The organism is Mesorhizobium sp. WSM4828 (assembly GCF_055811175.1).
In genome coordinates this window covers 22,551-38,582 of record NZ_JBVVQK010000041.1, presented here as the reverse complement: position 1 = coordinate 38,582, position 16,032 = coordinate 22,551, and the positions used below count along the sequence as shown (strand labels likewise).

The 16,032-nt window shown below is 59.3% G+C and carries 13 protein-coding genes and 1 pseudogene; 5 read left to right on the top strand and 9 right to left on the bottom strand.

Annotated features, from left to right (window positions below):
• Positions 1 to 219 precede the first annotated feature (219 nt).
• From AC0L2X_RS29300 to AC0L2X_RS29285, 4 genes and pseudogenes are all read right to left on the bottom strand, one after another.
• Entirely contained in the window at positions 220 to 1,473 is a 1,254-nt protein-coding gene (locus tag AC0L2X_RS29300; RefSeq protein ID WP_473560157.1) for an ABC transporter substrate-binding protein, read from the bottom strand.
• Between the two features lie 70 nt (positions 1,474 to 1,543).
• Complete coding sequence (locus tag AC0L2X_RS29295; RefSeq protein WP_473560159.1) at positions 1,544 to 2,593, bottom strand: LacI family DNA-binding transcriptional regulator; 1,050 nt, start codon at positions 2,591 to 2,593, stop codon at positions 1,544 to 1,546.
• Positions 2,594 to 2,804: 211 nt separating this feature from the next.
• Positions 2,805 to 4,277: a DUF6600 domain-containing protein gene (locus tag AC0L2X_RS29290; protein ID WP_473560160.1), complete on the bottom strand. Its 1,473-nt coding sequence runs from the start codon at positions 4,275 to 4,277 to the stop codon at positions 2,805 to 2,807.
• A 198-nt stretch (positions 4,278 to 4,475) separates the two neighbouring features.
• Positions 4,476 to 4,679, bottom strand: a pseudogene (locus tag AC0L2X_RS29285) (LacI family DNA-binding transcriptional regulator); the annotation flags it as partial.
• A 300-nt stretch (positions 4,680 to 4,979) separates the two neighbouring features.
• Between AC0L2X_RS29285 and AC0L2X_RS29280 the strand changes: the two are divergent.
• Positions 4,980 to 5,684, top strand: coding sequence for a hypothetical protein (locus AC0L2X_RS29280; protein WP_473560162.1), 705 nt, complete (start codon positions 4,980 to 4,982; stop codon positions 5,682 to 5,684).
• Between the two features lie 14 nt (positions 5,685 to 5,698).
• Here the strand turns inward: AC0L2X_RS29280 and AC0L2X_RS29275 are convergent, their stop codons facing one another.
• The 3 genes from AC0L2X_RS29275 to AC0L2X_RS29265 are packed head-to-tail and all read right to left on the bottom strand — an operon-like array spanning position 5,699 to position 9,665.
• Entirely contained in the window at positions 5,699 to 6,754 is a 1,056-nt protein-coding gene (locus AC0L2X_RS29275; protein ID WP_473560164.1) for a dCTP deaminase/dUTPase family protein, read from the bottom strand.
• Positions 6,751 to 7,794, bottom strand: a complete 1,044-nt coding sequence (locus AC0L2X_RS29270) for an adenylosuccinate synthetase (protein WP_473560165.1) — start codon at positions 7,792 to 7,794, stop codon at positions 6,751 to 6,753. Before AC0L2X_RS29270 ends, AC0L2X_RS29275 begins: the two co-directional genes overlap by 4 nt.
• Positions 7,776 to 9,665, bottom strand: a complete 1,890-nt coding sequence (locus tag AC0L2X_RS29265; RefSeq protein WP_473560167.1) for a ribonuclease H-like domain-containing protein — start codon at positions 9,663 to 9,665, stop codon at positions 7,776 to 7,778. The genes AC0L2X_RS29270 and AC0L2X_RS29265 overlap by 19 nt, the downstream gene beginning before the upstream one ends.
• 226 nt (positions 9,666 to 9,891) lie before the next feature.
• Here AC0L2X_RS29265 and AC0L2X_RS29260 point away from each other — a divergent pair, with 226 nt between their 5' ends.
• Positions 9,892 to 10,212: a hypothetical protein gene (locus tag AC0L2X_RS29260; protein WP_473560169.1), complete on the top strand. Its 321-nt coding sequence runs from the start codon at positions 9,892 to 9,894 to the stop codon at positions 10,210 to 10,212.
• Here the strand turns inward: AC0L2X_RS29260 and AC0L2X_RS29255 are convergent.
• Positions 10,209 to 10,931, bottom strand: coding sequence for a 23S rRNA (adenine(2030)-N(6))-methyltransferase RlmJ (locus AC0L2X_RS29255; protein ID WP_473600856.1), 723 nt, complete (start codon positions 10,929 to 10,931; stop codon positions 10,209 to 10,211). The genes AC0L2X_RS29260 and AC0L2X_RS29255 overlap by 4 nt on opposite strands.
• Before the next feature lie 103 nt (positions 10,932 to 11,034).
• On the opposite strand from AC0L2X_RS29255, the gene AC0L2X_RS29250 reads away from it, so the two are divergent.
• The gene (locus AC0L2X_RS29250) at positions 11,035 to 13,110 is read left to right on the top strand and encodes an adenylate/guanylate cyclase domain-containing protein (RefSeq protein ID WP_473560172.1); all 2,076 of its coding nucleotides are present in this window, start codon (positions 11,035 to 11,037) and stop codon (positions 13,108 to 13,110) included.
• A 225-nt stretch (positions 13,111 to 13,335) separates the two neighbouring features.
• Positions 13,336 to 13,872 (top strand): dihydrofolate reductase family protein, encoded by a 537-nt coding sequence (locus tag AC0L2X_RS29245; protein ID WP_473560174.1) that lies wholly within the window; start codon positions 13,336 to 13,338, stop codon positions 13,870 to 13,872.
• 195 nt (positions 13,873 to 14,067) lie between these two features.
• Here the strand turns inward: AC0L2X_RS29245 and AC0L2X_RS29240 are convergent, their stop codons facing one another.
• Positions 14,068 to 14,973, bottom strand: coding sequence for a LysR family transcriptional regulator (locus AC0L2X_RS29240; protein ID WP_473560176.1), 906 nt, complete (start codon positions 14,971 to 14,973; stop codon positions 14,068 to 14,070).
• 141 nt (positions 14,974 to 15,114) lie between these two features.
• On the opposite strand from AC0L2X_RS29240, the gene AC0L2X_RS29235 reads away from it, so the two are divergent.
• The gene (locus tag AC0L2X_RS29235; RefSeq protein ID WP_473560178.1) at positions 15,115 to 16,011 is read left to right on the top strand and encodes an MBL fold metallo-hydrolase; all 897 of its coding nucleotides are present in this window, start codon (positions 15,115 to 15,117) and stop codon (positions 16,009 to 16,011) included.
• The last annotated feature ends 21 nt before the right edge of the window (positions 16,012 to 16,032 follow it).

The window sequence follows — 16,032 nt, the reverse complement described above, 5'->3', positions numbered from 1 at the left end:
CGAACCGTCGTCGCGCCCTTGCATCCCGATTTGGATCGCCTCGCCGGCCCATACTGCCACACAAGAGAGCGAGAGGGGGGGGGGGGGGGGGGCCCCCCCCCCGGGGGGTGGGGTCCTCTGCGAAGTGCGCCGACGCTTCTTTCTGTCGGCGCGTTTCACTGAGGACCCCACCCGGACCTTCGGTCCGACCTCCCCTCAAGGGGGAGGTGGGCGCTCGCCCTACTTCTGCGGCGCCGAATCGATGATCGACTGCATGGTCTCCTGCGCGTTGGCTATGGCGCCGTCGACGTCTTCACCGAAGAAGACCTCGTTCATCATCTGGTTCCACGGACCGTTGGCCGAGTTGATCAGATCGTTGAACACCACCGAATAGGGCGTGCGGCCCTTGGCCATGGCTTCGGCGGCGACCTTGTAGCGCGGGTCGAGGTCTTTCAGCGCCTCGTTGGCGATGTCGCCGCGCACCGGCAGGCTGCCGTATTTCGCCAGGATGGTCTGGCCCTCGAGCGAATAAGCGAAGTCGAGGAACTCCTTCACCACCGCGACCTTGGTGGTGCCCTTGGTGACGACGAAATTGTCACCGCCGGCGAACGACGACCAGCCGCCGTCCTTGCCGGGCAGGAAGGTGATGCCGTAGTCGATGTCGGGGTATTGCGTGTTGAGCGCGCCGATGGCGAAGGCGCCGGACGGCGAGATGCCGATATTGCCTGTGGCGAAGGCGGCAAAGAAGTTGGAGCCGGTGTCGGTCTGCGCGCCTGAAGGCACAAGGTCCTTCTTGACCATCGAACGGTAGAGGTCGATGGCGCCGCGCATCTGCGGCGTATCCAGCGTCGCCTTGGAGCCGTCCTCGGTGAGGATATCGCCGCCCGAGGCCCAGATCAGCGGCGTGAAGGTGAAGATGTTGCAGCCGCCGCAATTGCCGGAGAAGTAGAAGCCCTTGATGTCGCCGCCGAGCGCGTTGACCTTTTCGGCGTCGGCTTCGATCTCGGCCCAGTTGGTCGGGCCCTTTTCCGGGTCGAGGCCGGCCTGCTTGAACAGCTTCTTGTTCCAGATCAGCACCGAACTATCGGCCGAGAACGGCAGCCCGTAGATGCGGCCCTTATAGGTGCCGGTCTTGACATGCGCCGGCGACAGGCTGGCGAAATAGGGGAGCGATTTCGCCCAGTCGGTGATGTCTTCGAGCTGGCCGGCGGCGGCGAAGGACGGGGTGTAGATCAGGTCGAGCGACAGCGCGTCGGGCGCCGTGCCGCCGGCGGCGGCAGCGCCGTATTTCGGGATGATTTCGGCATTGGGGATGATGTCGAGCTTGATCTGGTTCTGATGCCCCTTGTTGAAGGCATCGACGATGCGCGGCATGAAGTTCGAGCCGTCGGCGCGAACCCAGATGTTGGCGGTGTCGGCGGCGGCCGCGCCGGCTGTCGCCAGCGTGCCGAAAATGCTCGCGGCGATGGCGAGCCCGGTAATGGTGGTTCTCATGCTTCTCCTCCACATGGTTCTAATTTAGCCGCGCCCCCAAGCGGGTGACTATCGACACGGCCCGTTTCGTTCAGCCGTCCGGCGGACGGCCGCATGACTGACGCACCACCAGCCGGCACGGCAGTTTTCTGATGCCCGGCAGAGCGGGTTCGCCGCCGACGAGCGAAAGCAAGGCAAGGCCGGCCTCGCGGCCAAGTGCTGCGAGATTCATGTCGACCGAGGTCAGCGGCGGGCGGGTCGCCTCGGCGACGATCTGCCAATTGTCGAAACCGATGACGCCAACCTCGTCCGGCACGCCGATACCGCGCTCGCGCAAGGCGTCGATGACGCCGCGCGCGATCTGGTCGTTGCCGCAGAAGACGGCATCCGGCTGCTCCCCCCTGCCCGCCTCGCCATCGAACAGTTTTGCGACCGCCTCATGCCCCCAGGCCTCCGACCATGGGCCGAGCAGCGGCTCCACGACCGGCAGGCCGTTCTCGGCCAGCACCTCGCGATAGGCCTGTGCCCGCGCATGCACCACGGCAAAGCTCGCCGGACCGCTGACATGGGCGATGCGCCGCCGCCCGAGCCGGCAAAAATGCTCGACCGCCAGCCGCGCCCCGCCGGCATCGTCGGACACGAAAGCGATGGCGTTGGGATCGGGCTCGGTGAAGGCGTAGATCGCCGGAATGCCGAGATTGGCGAGGTCGACCGGCAGATGGCGGTCGATGCGCTTGCCGGTGGCGATAATGCCGTCGACGCGCTTGTCGAGCATGGCATCGACATGCAGCTGGGCAAGGCGCGGATCGTCCTCGACATTGCACAAAAACACCGAGACGCCGGCATCGACCAGCGCATCGGAAACGCCGGCCATCAGCGGCAGCGAAAAGCGGCCATAGGTGTCGTTGGTCAACAGCCCGACGGTAAAGGAGCGCCGCCTGAGCAGGCTCTGCGCCAGGCTGTTCGGGCGAAAGCCAAGCCGCTGCGCCGTCTCGCGAATCCGTGTCCGCGTCTCGGCCGTCATCCTTCCCTGCCCGTTCAGCGCTTTCGAGGCCGTGGCAACGCTGACGCCGGCAATCGCCGCCACTTCACGCAGGGTGACGGGCTGCTTGGCAGGCGTTGGCTGCACGTCGGACGCCATGATTTTGGTATCGATCCTCCCGGTTGAGAAAAGCTTTTCTCTTATGGCCCCTGCGGGTGCCGAATGGTGAGGTCAGCGGACGCAGGGCGATGTGGGAAAAGGTTTTCTCAAGGGGGAGATTAGGACGAAGGATGTGGTGATGGCAAGGGGGAATGGTCGCTCAGCCGGCACCGCGATCGAATAATCGCGGTGCCGCAGTCAACCCGTACGGCTAGCAGCTCTCAGTCTGCGGATCGCACGCCTTGTTTTTCTGCTTCTGCGGCTTGGCCGCCTGTTCCGGCTCGGCCTGCTGCTGCTCGGTGGGCTGCTGCTTGGCCTTCTGCTTTTCAGGCTTGGCCGCCTGCTCCGGCTCGGCCTGCTGCTGCTCGGCGGCGGGCTGCTTCCTGGTCTTCGGCTTCTCAGGCTTGGCCGCCTGCTCCGGCTCGGCCTGTTGCTGCTCGGCGGTGGGCTGCTTCTTGGTCTTCGGCTTGCCAGGTTTGGCCGCCTGCTCGGGCTCGGCCTGCTGCTGCTCGGCGGTGGGCTGCTTCTTGGACTTCGGCTTCTCCGGCTTGGCCGTCTGTTCGGGCTCGGCCTGCTGCTGTTCGGCGGCGGGCAGCTTCTTGGTCTTCGGCTTCTTAGGCTTGGCCGTCTGTTCGGGCTCGGTCTGCTGCTGCCCGGCGGCCGGCTGCTCCTTGGTCTTCGGCTTCTCAGGTTTGGCTGCCTTGCCGGGCTCGGCCTGCTGCTGCCCGGCGGCGGGCTGCTCCTTGGTCGTCGGCTTCTCAGGTTTGGCGGTCTTTTCCGGCTCGGCCTGTTCGGTCGTTGCAGCGCCTTCGGTCGGCTTCGATTTACGGCCAGCCTGAACCTGCTTCACCTCCTCGATGTCTTTAAGCTTGGCTGGTTTGGCATCGGGCTCGGCTTTCACCTCGCCTTCAAAGACCTTGACCGTATCGTTTTCCAATTTGCCGGCCTGCTCGGGCGCGTCGGTCTTGCTGACCTTGACGGCAGTCACCTTCTGGTTCGTCTCCTTCTCGACCACATCGACATCAATGACTTTGTTGATCACCACATTGTTCTGGACCGTCACGTCACCGGCCGGCTCGGCCGACTCGACAATGCGCACATACTGCGGCTCATCACGGATAACGACGGTGGAAACGTCCTCAGCAAGGAACTCGCGGGTGGGGACGACAACCCAGTAATAATCCGGCGTCGTGTCGATGGTCACCTCGATCGAAATCAGATCCGGATCGCGGCGCGGCGGCAGCGGAGCCCAAATCATGTGCTGCCTGTCGCGACGCCAACTCACCCATGCCGGCGCCCAACGCTTGCCCGGAACCCAGTACCAGCCGATATCGTCGGCATAGCCCCAGCGGCCGTAATGGTACGTCGCCCAGCCGAATGGCTCGTTGGACACCCACAGCCAGCCATACTGCTCTGTATAGGCCCAGTGTCCAACGGTATACGGACGCCAATCGTCAGGTACATCAGCCGGCACGAAAACAGACGCTCCGTGATACGACACCCAATCACCATAGGAAGACAGGTCCTCGTAGAACGTGCTGATCGAAACCTCGGTGGCAGCCCTCGCCTCGGACACGAGCGACAACGGCATGATCGGGTTGGGAATCTCGACGACCGTGAGTAGACAGGCGGCTACGCCGCCGAGCATCAGTCGCACCGCATGGTGGGTAAGGACGCGTTTCATCCTAATCCTCCTCAGAAACAGATCGCCCTTCATCCTACAAACCCGCCGGCCGCCGGATTGTTCCGCTTTGCTGACGTTAGCCGCATCCGGTCGGGCGACGACTTGGCGCCGCACGATGATGTTAGACATCAGAGTCGGCGGTACCGTCACGAAGGCGCGGCGACAGGTCGTTGCTCATCGGGCCGGACGGTAAAAGAGCCGCCGCAACAGGCTCTGCGCCAGGCTGTTCGGGCGAAAGCCAAGCCGCTGCGCCGTCTCGCGAATCCGCTCGCGCGTCTCGGCCGCCCCCTGCCCGTTCAGCGCTTTGGAGGCGGTGGCAACGCTGACGCCGGCGATAGCCGCCACCTCGCGGAGGGTGACGGGCTGCTTGGCGGGCGTTGGCTGGACGTCAGACGCCGTGATTTGGATATCGATCCTCCCAGGTGGGAAAGCCTTTCTCTTATAGGGGTGCGGGGTGCCGGATGGTGAGGTCAGCAGATGCCGCGCGGGATGGGAAAGGTTTTCTCAGAGGCGATTAGGGGAAGGGTTTGGGGATGGCAAGGGGGAATGGCGAACGAAGGATGGGTAGCGGACGGCTAGCCAGCCCAACCCTCTTTCAGGCATAAGATTCGCGTGAAGGGTTATGGCTGCGACAAGAGATTCAATAATCGCAATTTTATGGGCGCTATCTATACACGCGGATTTCGAGTTTGAGGCAGATTGATGCAGAATCGGTATGCAGGCGACATAGGCGACTACATCAAACTCGCGCTACTTAGGCATTTGAGTGTGGGCAGAACGCTTGGAATAGCTTGGTATCTTGTCGCCGACGAAAGTCACAATTCGGATGGACGGCACGTCCGTTATCTTTCTGACCCGATCCACTGGCGCCATTTAGACCCAGAATTATTCGATAAACTCAATGAAATAACTATCACCCAGCGATCAATTCACGCCATTGAAAAGTCTGGAGCGCTGGATGCATTGTTTTTCAGTGAAAGCAATATTAGCGCAACTTTGCCTGCACGCATCAGATCACAATGGCGAGAGGCTTGGTTCGGGCGCGCTGTTCGTTCCCTTTCTAACTGTGACCTTGTATTCGCAGATCCTGACAATGGCATTGTGGATGACCAAGAATACCGTCGCTCCGAGAGGTGCTTCAGCAAGCAGATTCCAATAAATGAGGCGATAGCATTAGCAGAACGTCGAACCCTTGTCGTCTATCATCATAACTCTCGATTCAAGGGTGGACATGAATTAGAAGTTAATCATTGGCGTAACAAATTCCCTTATCGAACAATTGCCGTTCGAGCGAACGCGTATAGCTGCCGGACTTTTTTTATCGTCAATCCGGACACCCAAATTATCGACCGATCACGTGATTTCTGCGCTCGTTGGTCCTTACAAAAAATCTCTTTGCAGGATTAACTTTGTATAGTTCTTTATGGCGCAGTTCGCCCTTGATCCACTTTCAGCTTCTCCTCAAGAGCAGAAAGTCTCTGCTTCAACACTTCAATTTCGCTAGGTACCGTTTCCAACGGAGCAATTCGGCCATCGACTCCTTTTAGTTCGCTTGAAAGCTCATCCTTCGAGCTATCGATATAGCTTTTATACAACTGATATTGGCTCGCTGTTGTCGAATAGTGCGAGTAAAGTAGCGCCGCCACAGCCACAAAAGACGAAGCAAGCGCGATCCAGCCGATCTTTCTAAGATTACCTTCGGATCGCTTGGCTATCTCCTCGGAACTGGAAGCCACTTGTTCCGCTTTCTTAGATGTTTCAAGTGCCTCCTTCGACTGCACGTTCGCCTCAGCCACCGCCAAAGGAATCGAGCTTTGAATTGCCACTGATTTCCCGTCTTGGAAACGCATAGAGGCCTTTCGTATGAAGGCCTCTATGTCCCAAAACCCTGAATTAGAAGGCGCCACTCCTATGGCGGCCGCTCCAGTCACGTCCGACGTAGTCTTGGTGAATTCAAGCCAGATCAAACCTTCTTTGATCGGAATGTCGTAGGGTTCAGACGTTAGATTGTGCAAGGGTATGCATAGCTTCCCCCAGAATCCCGGATCCACCAGTGGTCCCGTGCCAAGAAGGAGTCCGCGATGGACATGTCTAATCTGAAGATTGAAACGAACTGCAATGTACTCAGGTAGACGAAATTCTAGATCACACTCTACAAAAACAATAGAATTGGCGGGAACATGAAGATAACCGGCATCGAACGGAACTGAGACAAGATTCCCATTCCTAAATTCGAATGCTTTAGAGCCAATTCTTCCCTCGTAGGAAGCTTTCTTTAGCCTCGGCCGATCTCCTCCTTCAAAGAATGGAGATATGAAACCTGTCGCCAAAACATACGCCTTGGTGTGCTCGGCGGAGAGCAGCGATGGAGGTATGTTTTTATTTAGAAGTGGATCAGGCTTGCCTTTCAGAGCGCGTGCTATCTCTGCCGCTCGGTCAGGAGTAAGGGTTTCCCGCTCCGTCATGCCTGTCGTCATGTTTGATGGCCAACCAACTCGACCACGTCAAAGCCGGAAAATCCTAACCAGTCAATTTTCCGGCCAAGTTCGGACATTATCCGGTCGATAAATCTTCGCACGGGAGCATTAGTTCGCGAGAGATCAGACTCCGGGCCAACATAGTCCACATGATTCATTACCAATCGTGTAGGCTGGTTGGCATTGATTGCACGACGAACTAACTCAGAATCGAAAAAGCCAACTCTTCGTACCTTTTGCGTCACTGTTGTGAACTCGCGCAGATCCTTTTTTAAACCTGCCGCGCGAGCAATCTCTGGCCACGTGGTTTCACCTGGAAGTGGGCCAGAATCTCCCGCCACTCTTATGGGGAAAGAACGGATGACTAATGTGATGTCATCTACATCAAGAGGACTCAACCCCGCCTCAGCCAATGCGCCCGCCGCTGTCGTTGTTCTTGCTGTCGCTTTTGGCCAATACCCGCCGTCCAGGAGAGAAAGGCCGAAACCTTGAGTGCCTTCTATTATCACTCGTTGAAAATCATTCAGTTGATCGCGCAGCAAATTGGCCACATCAGCGACATATGGCTGAAGCTGGGCGACATCGGATGCCATTGGGCTAGAAAGGCCCAAATTGGCTGCACCACGGGCGGCTGCAGCAACCACGGCCCCCCCCACACCCGAGCCAGTGGAGCCGATTGAGGCAATCAACGCCGCGTTCCGTTCCCAGTCCTTATGTTCCTGTGTAATGATACGCGCTGTGGGGCTAATCTTGACTCGATCCACTGGAAAGTTGAGAGCGTCGATCTCACTTAGCAAAAGCTCGATATCGATATACGATCCGGCCGGGAATATGACATCCACATTTCGATCGATGCAGCCGGCGGGCATCTGTCTCAATGCCCATTTGTTGCCTGTTCGGTCATAGGCCGTATGGCCGGAATTCGGCCCACCAACTCGGACAAGCGTTACAGACTCCTTTGCTCTCCGAGCAATCTCAAGAGCAACCTTCCCTTTTCCCTCAGAACCAAATTGTCCGCCGACTACGATTGAGACCGGCATTTCCCTACCTCATCAATGCCATTTATCACACGCTTTGCCCGAGCTTGAAGGTCGGATTTCGTAGCATCATTGACAAGAATCTCGTGCGCTAACGGACGCAGTTCGCCGATCCTGCTTTCCACTTCTGAACGTGCCGCATCATCGAAACGCCCGTCCGTTTTCCGCTCCTGATACCGCACTCGCCTCACTGCCTCGGCTGCGTCTATGAAAATATGTTGAAAGTTCGCGCCGAACTTTTCCACCAGAAAGGCATGGTCTTCAGGAAAGCGCAGCCCATCAACGACAATTCTGTTGGCGCCCTCAACACGCTTTAACGTTTGTTCCGCTAGCCAATGCTGTCGTCCAGAGTCATTGATTTGGCGTCCCAATTCTTGACGGTTTGCCCGATCAAGGTTGCGGCCTTGCTCCTTGAGGAGCTCATCAATCACCAAGCTGAAGCGGGTGTAAGCGAATCCGTTCTTTTCTAGAACTTTGGCGAATGTTGTCTTTCCTGCAGCTATGGGACCGCTCACGCCTATAACTAAGGACCCGGGAGCAGCATCGAGCTTCGGAATGATCAATGGCGGTTCCTCCGCAGTCCCCAGCGCCTCGGAAAGACCCGCTAAGTGGAATGTGCCCACGAGTGCTGAGGTGATTGCATCGAGCTCGTCATGGGAGACATTACCCTCAACGTAGCCCCCCTCTATGCCGAACTCACAGAGCCCTAGTTTCAGCCATTCCACGCCAGCGCCCTTGCGGGGGATTCGCATGATATCTTGGGCGGCACCAGGGTAACTTTCGATGACAGGAATACCCTGTTGTCTGAGCACATTTGCAAGCCGCATGCCACGAGCTGTAAGTTTCTGCATGCTCGGCAAAAGGCACGGATAAACGTTCACACCCCGTCGTTTCAGTTCTCTTTCGCACTCTCTCATGATGCCAAATTTCTCACGGCCAGGGTCGGTGTCTTCCACCGTAAGTCTACCCGTCGGCAAACATAGCGGAGAATCCACCGATACAAGATCGGGCCTGGCATCTATAGTTCGCGCGAGAATAGCATCATCGCTAAAAAGGGTTTCCGTGCTGGCATGATTGCCATCCAATAGGCACCAACCGGAGCCGCGGCCTTCAGACCCGGTGAGATCGATGCCAACGATGCGAGCCTGTGCTGCAGGGCCATTTGCCAGGAGCTGATTGAAGTGAGGCGCGGAAACTAGATCAGGACCTGCCGGCCGAAGGGCGGGAAGATCAGTCCAGCCAACTGGCGCCGCCCAAGATAAGAATTTCGTAGGCCCTGTGAACAAATCCGGTTCGATCTGCACCAGTTCGAGCACTTGGTCAAATATGGCACCCATCGCAGCTATATCGGCGCGATTGTAGCGAACGAGCGTTTGGAGCGCGCCAAAATCGCCCCTTAGGTAACGATGCCATAACAACACGGCAGCAAAACCGTCCAAATCCCCGATATCGCTCCGCAGGTTGATGCCAAGCTGTTTCTCAATCGCCTTTTGTCCGCCCGTCAGCCCCACGCGGCGGCAAAGATACATGAGATCAAGATGGATCCCAGGCAGCGCCACGTCCGGGAACTCCTGCCGAATAAAGCGTTGGTCAAACCGGATGCCATTGAAGGTCACCAAGGCGATCGCGTTTTTCGCATCCTCTGCCAATCCGCGGTGGTGATCTCCCTTCACCATAGTGGAAGCACGCCCCCCGATCGACCAACCTATGACGGTGATTTCGTCGTAGTGGTGGCTCAGTCCCGTGGTCTCAATATCGAGGAACAACACCCGCTCGGGCTGCATCGCACACAAGGCGAGTTGCTCTCTTAGCCGGGAGGGAAGCGGGCTTTTGAGAACCGAAGACCAGGTTTCACCGATTGAAGGCGCTAACATCACGCATTCATCCCTATTGCGGCCCTATGAGAACTCTCAAGCGTTTGGAAAAATTGACGCAGGAACGCCATCTCAAACTTTGCGGCCAAACGCTCTCCCTTGGGCCGAAAAATTCGCACCGCTCTTCTCACCGTGTTATGTTTGCCACCCCGCCAAATGCTATCGCATTTTGGCGCCTGTTGGCGACCACCTCTGAGTCGTTATACAGAAAATACCAGATGCGAAGATGGTGCGCACCGGAACCTTTGACACATTGAAGCGAAAGAAGTCAGAATTCAAAGTCGGCCCATACGAGGTGACCGTCGAATCGATAGTCGACAATGCCTCGCGGCTGCACGACTATGGATTTGACAAAGCGACCTGGTACCGAGGGGTCAGATTGATGCAACGCTACGGCTCGGACAAGGCTCTCGAACTAATGGACGATCGTGCCGACAGAGCGCTGGCCCGAAGCGACATCGTTATATGCAAAAAGTGGCGCGATTTGATGGCAGTAATTCACGCGATTGAGAATGACGAGCCCCAGCCAACTGACCGGGTCCATTAGCCACCGCCTGACACCCACTCAACGGACCACGTGCTTTTTGGGTCGCCTAACAGTGGAGTCAATTCGTGACACAAATTGCGTAGCCTCTCATCTACCGTCCATGGCGCATTGCAAATTATCATTCCGCTTCCCGCCAAGCGCGCGCCGTCTCTTAGATAGGGCACAAACTCGGCTCGCAGTATCTTCTGAAAACCCGCGGAAACTGCGGCCCCAGCCAATACATCTCCAATCGTCGAGTCCTTGATCGGGTACCATACAAGGAATATCCCAGTTGCCCATTTTTTCGCACCCTTCTGAAGGGCGTTCGCAAGTCGCTTGGTCTCGTCTTTTCGCTCAAAAGGTGGGTCAATGAAGACCAATCCCCGGCGCTCTGGCGGAGGCAATAGTGCCCCAATCGCTTCATAGCCATCGCGTAGCTGAACTGAAACCCTTCGGTCGCGTTTGTAACGCTCTAGCAAGAACTCTCCATCCTTCGGATGCAATTCGCAAGCTACCAGACGATCGCCGTCCCGGAGCATGTTCCGGACTATCTCCGGCGATCCCGGGTACGTCCTAAGTCCGCCTCTGTTCAAATCGCTTAATAGAGTGGAGTAGGAGGGCGCAGAAGCTAGTTTCTTGCCGAGAACTCTCCCGACGCCAGCGTCTTTTTCGCCTGTTCGATTGGCTTCATCCGAGGTGAGATCATACGATCCGATACCCGCGTGCGTGTCCAACACCATAAAGGGCTGCGCTTTCTGCGCTAGACGCTCAAGTATGATCGTCAAGGCAGCGTGTTTGAAAACTTCGGTGTGATTGCCGGCGTGAAATGCGTGCCGATAATTCATGAATGCTGCTCTCAACAGGTGGACCGAAGGTATCATGCCGTTGCCGGATGCGGTCAGGCAGCTGAAGCAGGGCAGCGGCGGCAACATCTATGTGCATGCCAGCCTCAGCGTCGCGCAGCGATTGCTGCGCCATCGCCTTGTCGACCGCATCGGCCTGCTCAGCTATCCCGGTGCCGTCGGCCAGCGCAAGCTCTTCTTCCCGCCCGGCGCGCAACTGCCGCTCGCACCAGGCGAAGGTTCTGATCCGCCCTTTCTTGCTGCTGCGGACTTCTTGATTCAGCCACAAGCCCAAATTGCTGGATTTAGCAGCCCAGGAAGCGTAGGCTTGGTTTTTGGTTCAGCGATGGAACAGAGACTAGCCGCAATTCTGGCTGCCGATATGGCGGGCTACAGTCGGCTAATGGAGGCCGATGAATCCGGCACGCTCGCACGCCTTCGCACCCATCGCATAGAACTGGTCGATCCCGCCATCGCGAAGAACAAGGGCCGGATCATCAAGACCACCGGAGACGGCATGCTCGTCGAGTTCCAGAGCGTGACCGATGCGGTGAAATGCGCGGTGGAAATCCAACAGCGCATGAAACGGCGCAATTCGGATGTGCCGCAAGAACGGCGTATCGAATTCAGGATCGGCATAAATCTCGGCGACATCATTTTCGACGATGAGGATATTTTCGGCGACGGCGTCAATATTGCCTCGCGCATCGAACAACTCGCCGACGTCGGTGGTATCTGCGTGACCGCAGCGGTGGCGACCCAGATTGCCGACCGTCTCGAAATTGCCATGGAGGACCTGGGCGAGAAGACGTTGAAGAACATCAGCCGCCCGGTTCGCCTCTATCGCGTTGGGTTTGACAGTCCTGCCCTGCCAGAAGTCGAGGCAAAGCGATCCATCTCGAAACCTTCGATAGTGGTGCTGCCATTCAGCAACATGAGCGGCGACCCCGAGCAGGAATTTTTCGCGGACGGACTGACCGAGGACATCATCACCGAATTGTCTCGCCACCATGAGTTGTTCGTCATCTCGCGCAATTCCGCCTTCGTCTACAAGAACCGCGCCGTGAATGTGCGCGAGGTGGCCGAAAAACTCGCCGTCCAATACCTGGTGGAGGGAAGCGTCCGCAAGATCGGCGACAGGGTGCGCGTGACGGTTCAGCTCATCGACACGGCGAATGACGCTCATATCTGGGCAGACAAATATGACCGGAAGCTGGACGACATATTCGCTATACAGGATGAGGTGACCGCGGCGATCGCAGCCACGCTGCCCGGTCGTGTCGAGGCTGCTCAGCGGGACCAGCTTGCGCGGGCGAAACCTGCAAACATGGCCGCCTATGAATGTGTGCTTGCCGCCAAAGTGCTGCATCACCGAAGCACGATTGCGGATAATGAACGCGCGCAAACCTTGATAGAAAGGGCCGTCACGCTGGACCCCGATTATGCCCATGCCCATGCCTGGCGGGCCTGCATTCTTGGCCAGGCCTGGGTGCATAACTGGTGCAAAGACAGGGATGCCGTCTGGAACAACATCATGGCAGCGCTGGACAAGGCGCTGGCGCTGGACAACAACGATGCCGATGTCCACCGCATCCTCGCGGCAGTGAACGTGAACAACAATGAGCTGACCACAGCGCGCTACCATCAAGAGCGGGCGCTGGCCCTCAATCCCAATTACGACCTCGTGGTGGTGCAGCAAGGCGAGTTATTGACGTGGCTGGGGAGGCCGGAAGAGGGAATTGAATGGATCCGCAAGGCAATGCAGTTGAACCCGCACCACCCGGAGAGGTTCTGGAGCCATCTGGGAAAGGCGCATTTCGCCGCGCGCCAGTATGGCGAGGCGATCGAAGCTTTCATGCATCTGTCGACCATGGACTCTGTTCAGCACGCTTTCGCCGCTGCCTGCTACGGCTGGCTCGGCGACGAAATCGCGGCCGCAGCGCATCTAGGCAAGATCAGAACGCTCGATCCCCAATTCGACCTCGATTCATTCATCGCCACCCTGCACTATGCCCAGGAGTCTGACGTGCAGCACGTCCGCGAAGGACTGCTGAAAGCCGGTATTGCCAAGCTGTAGGCAGCCCGTGATTACGAACCAGATCCAATCGGGGACAGGCAAAAAGACTGCCCACCACCCGACGCGGACCTTGTGGCATGACCGGACGGCGGGCGGGCCGGAGAAGCTTTTCCCACGGTATCGGTCTTTGAAGGGGAAAGCCCCTCCCCCTGACAAAGCGCGGCGCTAGTTGACGGCGCAGTTCGCACAAGACCCGCACGGCCGCCCCGACAGAAGGAACCCGCCATGAGAAAACTCATCATCACCGAATTCATCAGCGTCGATGGCATTGCCGAGGTCGAGAAGCTGCCGAGCGTGGCCTGGAACGATGAGATGCAAAAGTTCAAGGACGACGAGCTTGCCGACAGCGGCGCCATGCTGTTGGGGCGCACGACTTATCAGATCTTTGCCGGCTCGTGGCCCAAGGAGACCGGAGATTTCGCCGACCGCTTCAACGCGCTGCCGAAATATGTCGCCTCGACCAGCTTGACTGCGCTCGACTGGCAGCCGGCCGAGCTGCTGCAGGGCGCCTTGCCGGACGCGGTCAGAGGGCTGAAGCAAGGCAGCGGCGGCAACATCTATCTGCATGGCAGCCTCAGCGTCGCGCAGGAATTGCTGCGCCACGGCCTTGTCGACCGCATCAGGCTGCTCAGCTACCCCGGTGCCGTCGGCCAGGGCAAGCTCTTGTTCCCGCCCGGCGCGCAATTGCCGCTCGAGCTGATTTCCGCCACGCAATTCAGCAACGGCGTGGTGGCGCTGGAGTATGCGGCTGGGATGGGGTGATGAAGGCTAATCTCCCCCCTTGAGGGGGAGATGCCCGGCAGGGCAGAGGGGGGCGCGAAGGAACGCCAGCCTTCTTGATGGGCTGGGAACTTGCGTGCGTACGCTATGCAACCGACTGATAGGTCGGCGGGACAGCGCCCCCCTCTGGCCTGCCGGCCATCTCCCCCTCAAGGGGGGAGATCGCAGCTTTGGCCATCAGCGCCCGCGCCCGCCTGCCTCCACCTTCTGCACGGCCGCGATCAGCATCTCGACGAAGCTGGTCACCTTGGGCGGCCGGAAGCGGGCGGCGGGGTAGACTGTGTAGATGCCGCCGGAGGGCAGCCGCCACCCGGGCAGGATCTGCACCAGCCGCCCGGCGGCCAGTTCGTCCCGCACCAAAAAGTCCGGCAGCACCGACAGGCCGGCGCCGGCGCGGACGGCCGCCAGCACGGCCGGCGTCGCGTCGATCGAAATCGTTGCCTGCATGCGCACGGCCTGCTGCTCGTTATCGCTTCGCGAAAACTGCCATAGCAGCGGTTCGCGCAGCGCCATGTTGGCGACGAAGGGCAGCCCGGCAAGGTCTTGCGGTTCGCCGGCGGTGAAGCGGCCTGCAAAGCCGGCGCCGCATACCATGAATTGTTGGAAGGTGCCGATGCGCCGCGCCTGCAGGCTGGAATCGGCCAGCCAGCCGACACGGATCGCCACGTCGATGTGGCCGGAAACCAGGTCGATCGTCTCGTCGCCCAGCGTCAGCTCCACCCGGCAGGCGGGATAGCGCGCGCTGAAGGCGGCGACCACCGGCACCACCGCCGACGTGCCGTAGTCGTTGGAGGCGGCGATGCGCAGCGTGCCGGTCGGCTCGGCGGCGGCCTGCGCGAGCTCGTCGAATGCATCCTCGGCCTGCTGCAGGACTTGCAGGCAGCGGGCATGGAATGTCCGGCCGGCCTCGGTCGGATGGACGCGCCGCGTCGTGCGGATCAGCAGCGTCGTACCGACATCGCGCTCCAGCCGCGCCACCTGCTGGCTGACGACCGCCTTGGTGATGCCCAGCCGCTCGGCGGCCCGCGTGAACGAGCCGGCGTCGACCACCGCAGCGAAATAGGCCAGCCGGTTCAGGTTCATGCTTCGCTCATGGCAGTTTCATTGTCAGGCAATGGCATACATTACGTCTATTTTGTCGGCCTTCAATACGCATTCCGCTTTTGCCATCTTGCGGGCATGGAGGCTGCGCGCCGCCGAATCCACCATTCCCAGGAGACATCCATGTTCACACGGAGAGCCATCATGAAAACCACCCTCGCCGCCGGCGCCGCCGCGGTCTTTGCTCCCGCCGGGCTTGGCCATGCCGCCGGCGGGCTTTCCTGGAAGCATTTTCCCGCCGGGCAAAACGGCTTCTTTCGCGCCCCGGTGCTGGTCTCCGGGGCGACTGAAGCCGTGCTGATCGACGGCGGTTTCACCTACCCCGACGGCCGGGCCGTGGCCGAGGCGATCAAGGCGACCGGCAAGACGCTCACCACCATCTATGTCAGCCAGTCCGACCCGGACTATTATTTCGGCCTCAAGCCGATCAAGGAAGCGTTCCCGCACGCACGGGTGATCGCCGCGGCCGAGACGGTGGCCGCCATCAACGGCAATGTCGAAAAGAAGCTCGCCGTCTGGGGGCCGCAGCTGAAGGAGAATGGCCCGCAGGCGCTGGCCGACGTCGTCATCCCCGAAGCCTTCGACGGCAAGACGCTCAGCGTTGATGGCGAGAGCATCGAGATCATGGCCGCGGAAGGCCTCGCCAACCGGCGCTATCTCTTTGTGTCGTCGCTGAATGCGGTGTTCGGCGGGGTGATGATCTTTGCCGGCGTGCATGTCTGGACCGCCGACACGCCGACCAGGGAACTGCGCGCCGCCTGGATCGCCAATCTCGAAAAGATCGCAGCGCGCAAGCCGGCGATCGTCGTCCCCGGGCACATGACGCCTGAGGCCGCTACGGACCTTTCAGGCGTCGAGCACACCAAGACCTATCTCGTCGCCTTCGAGGAAGAACTGGCCAAGGCCAAGGACGCTGCCGCGCTGAAGGGCGCCATGGAAGCCCGCTTCCCCGGCCTCGGCATGGGCGTTGCGCTCGACATCGGCTCCAAGGTTGCCACCGGCGAGATGAAGTGGGGCTGAGATGGGCGCCAATCGCGAGCT

What these genes read in the sequence shown, in the direction of transcription:
- AC0L2X_RS29265 (WP_473560167.1), bottom strand. Translation starts at nt 9,665, where the DNA reads ATGTTAGCGCCTTCAATCGGTGAAACCTGGTCTTCGGTTCTCAAAAGC.
- AC0L2X_RS29240 (WP_473560176.1), bottom strand. Translation starts at nt 14,973, where the DNA reads ATGAACCTGAACCGGCTGGCCTATTTCGCTGCGGTGGTCGACGCCGGC.
- AC0L2X_RS29280 (WP_473560162.1), top strand. Translation starts at nt 4,980, where the DNA reads ATGCAGAATCGGTATGCAGGCGACATAGGCGACTACATCAAACTCGCG.
- AC0L2X_RS29270 (WP_473560165.1), bottom strand. Translation starts at nt 7,794, where the DNA reads ATGCCGGTCTCAATCGTAGTCGGCGGACAATTTGGTTCTGAGGGAAAA.
- AC0L2X_RS29295 (WP_473560159.1), bottom strand. Translation starts at nt 2,593, where the DNA reads ATGGCGTCCGACGTGCAGCCAACGCCTGCCAAGCAGCCCGTCACCCTG.
- AC0L2X_RS29290 (WP_473560160.1), bottom strand. Translation starts at nt 4,277, where the DNA reads ATGAAACGCGTCCTTACCCACCATGCGGTGCGACTGATGCTCGGCGGC.
- AC0L2X_RS29235 (WP_473560178.1), top strand. Translation starts at nt 15,115, where the DNA reads ATGTTCACACGGAGAGCCATCATGAAAACCACCCTCGCCGCCGGCGCC.
- AC0L2X_RS29275 (WP_473560164.1), bottom strand. Translation starts at nt 6,754, where the DNA reads ATGACGACAGGCATGACGGAGCGGGAAACCCTTACTCCTGACCGAGCG.
- AC0L2X_RS29300 (WP_473560157.1), bottom strand. Translation starts at nt 1,473, where the DNA reads ATGAGAACCACCATTACCGGGCTCGCCATCGCCGCGAGCATTTTCGGC.
- AC0L2X_RS29250 (WP_473560172.1), top strand. Translation starts at nt 11,035, where the DNA reads ATGAATGCTGCTCTCAACAGGTGGACCGAAGGTATCATGCCGTTGCCG.
- AC0L2X_RS29245 (WP_473560174.1), top strand. Translation starts at nt 13,336, where the DNA reads ATGAGAAAACTCATCATCACCGAATTCATCAGCGTCGATGGCATTGCC.
- AC0L2X_RS29260 (WP_473560169.1), top strand. Translation starts at nt 9,892, where the DNA reads ATGGTGCGCACCGGAACCTTTGACACATTGAAGCGAAAGAAGTCAGAA.
- AC0L2X_RS29255 (WP_473600856.1), bottom strand. Translation starts at nt 10,931, where the DNA reads ATGGTGTTGGACACGCACGCGGGTATCGGATCGTATGATCTCACCTCG.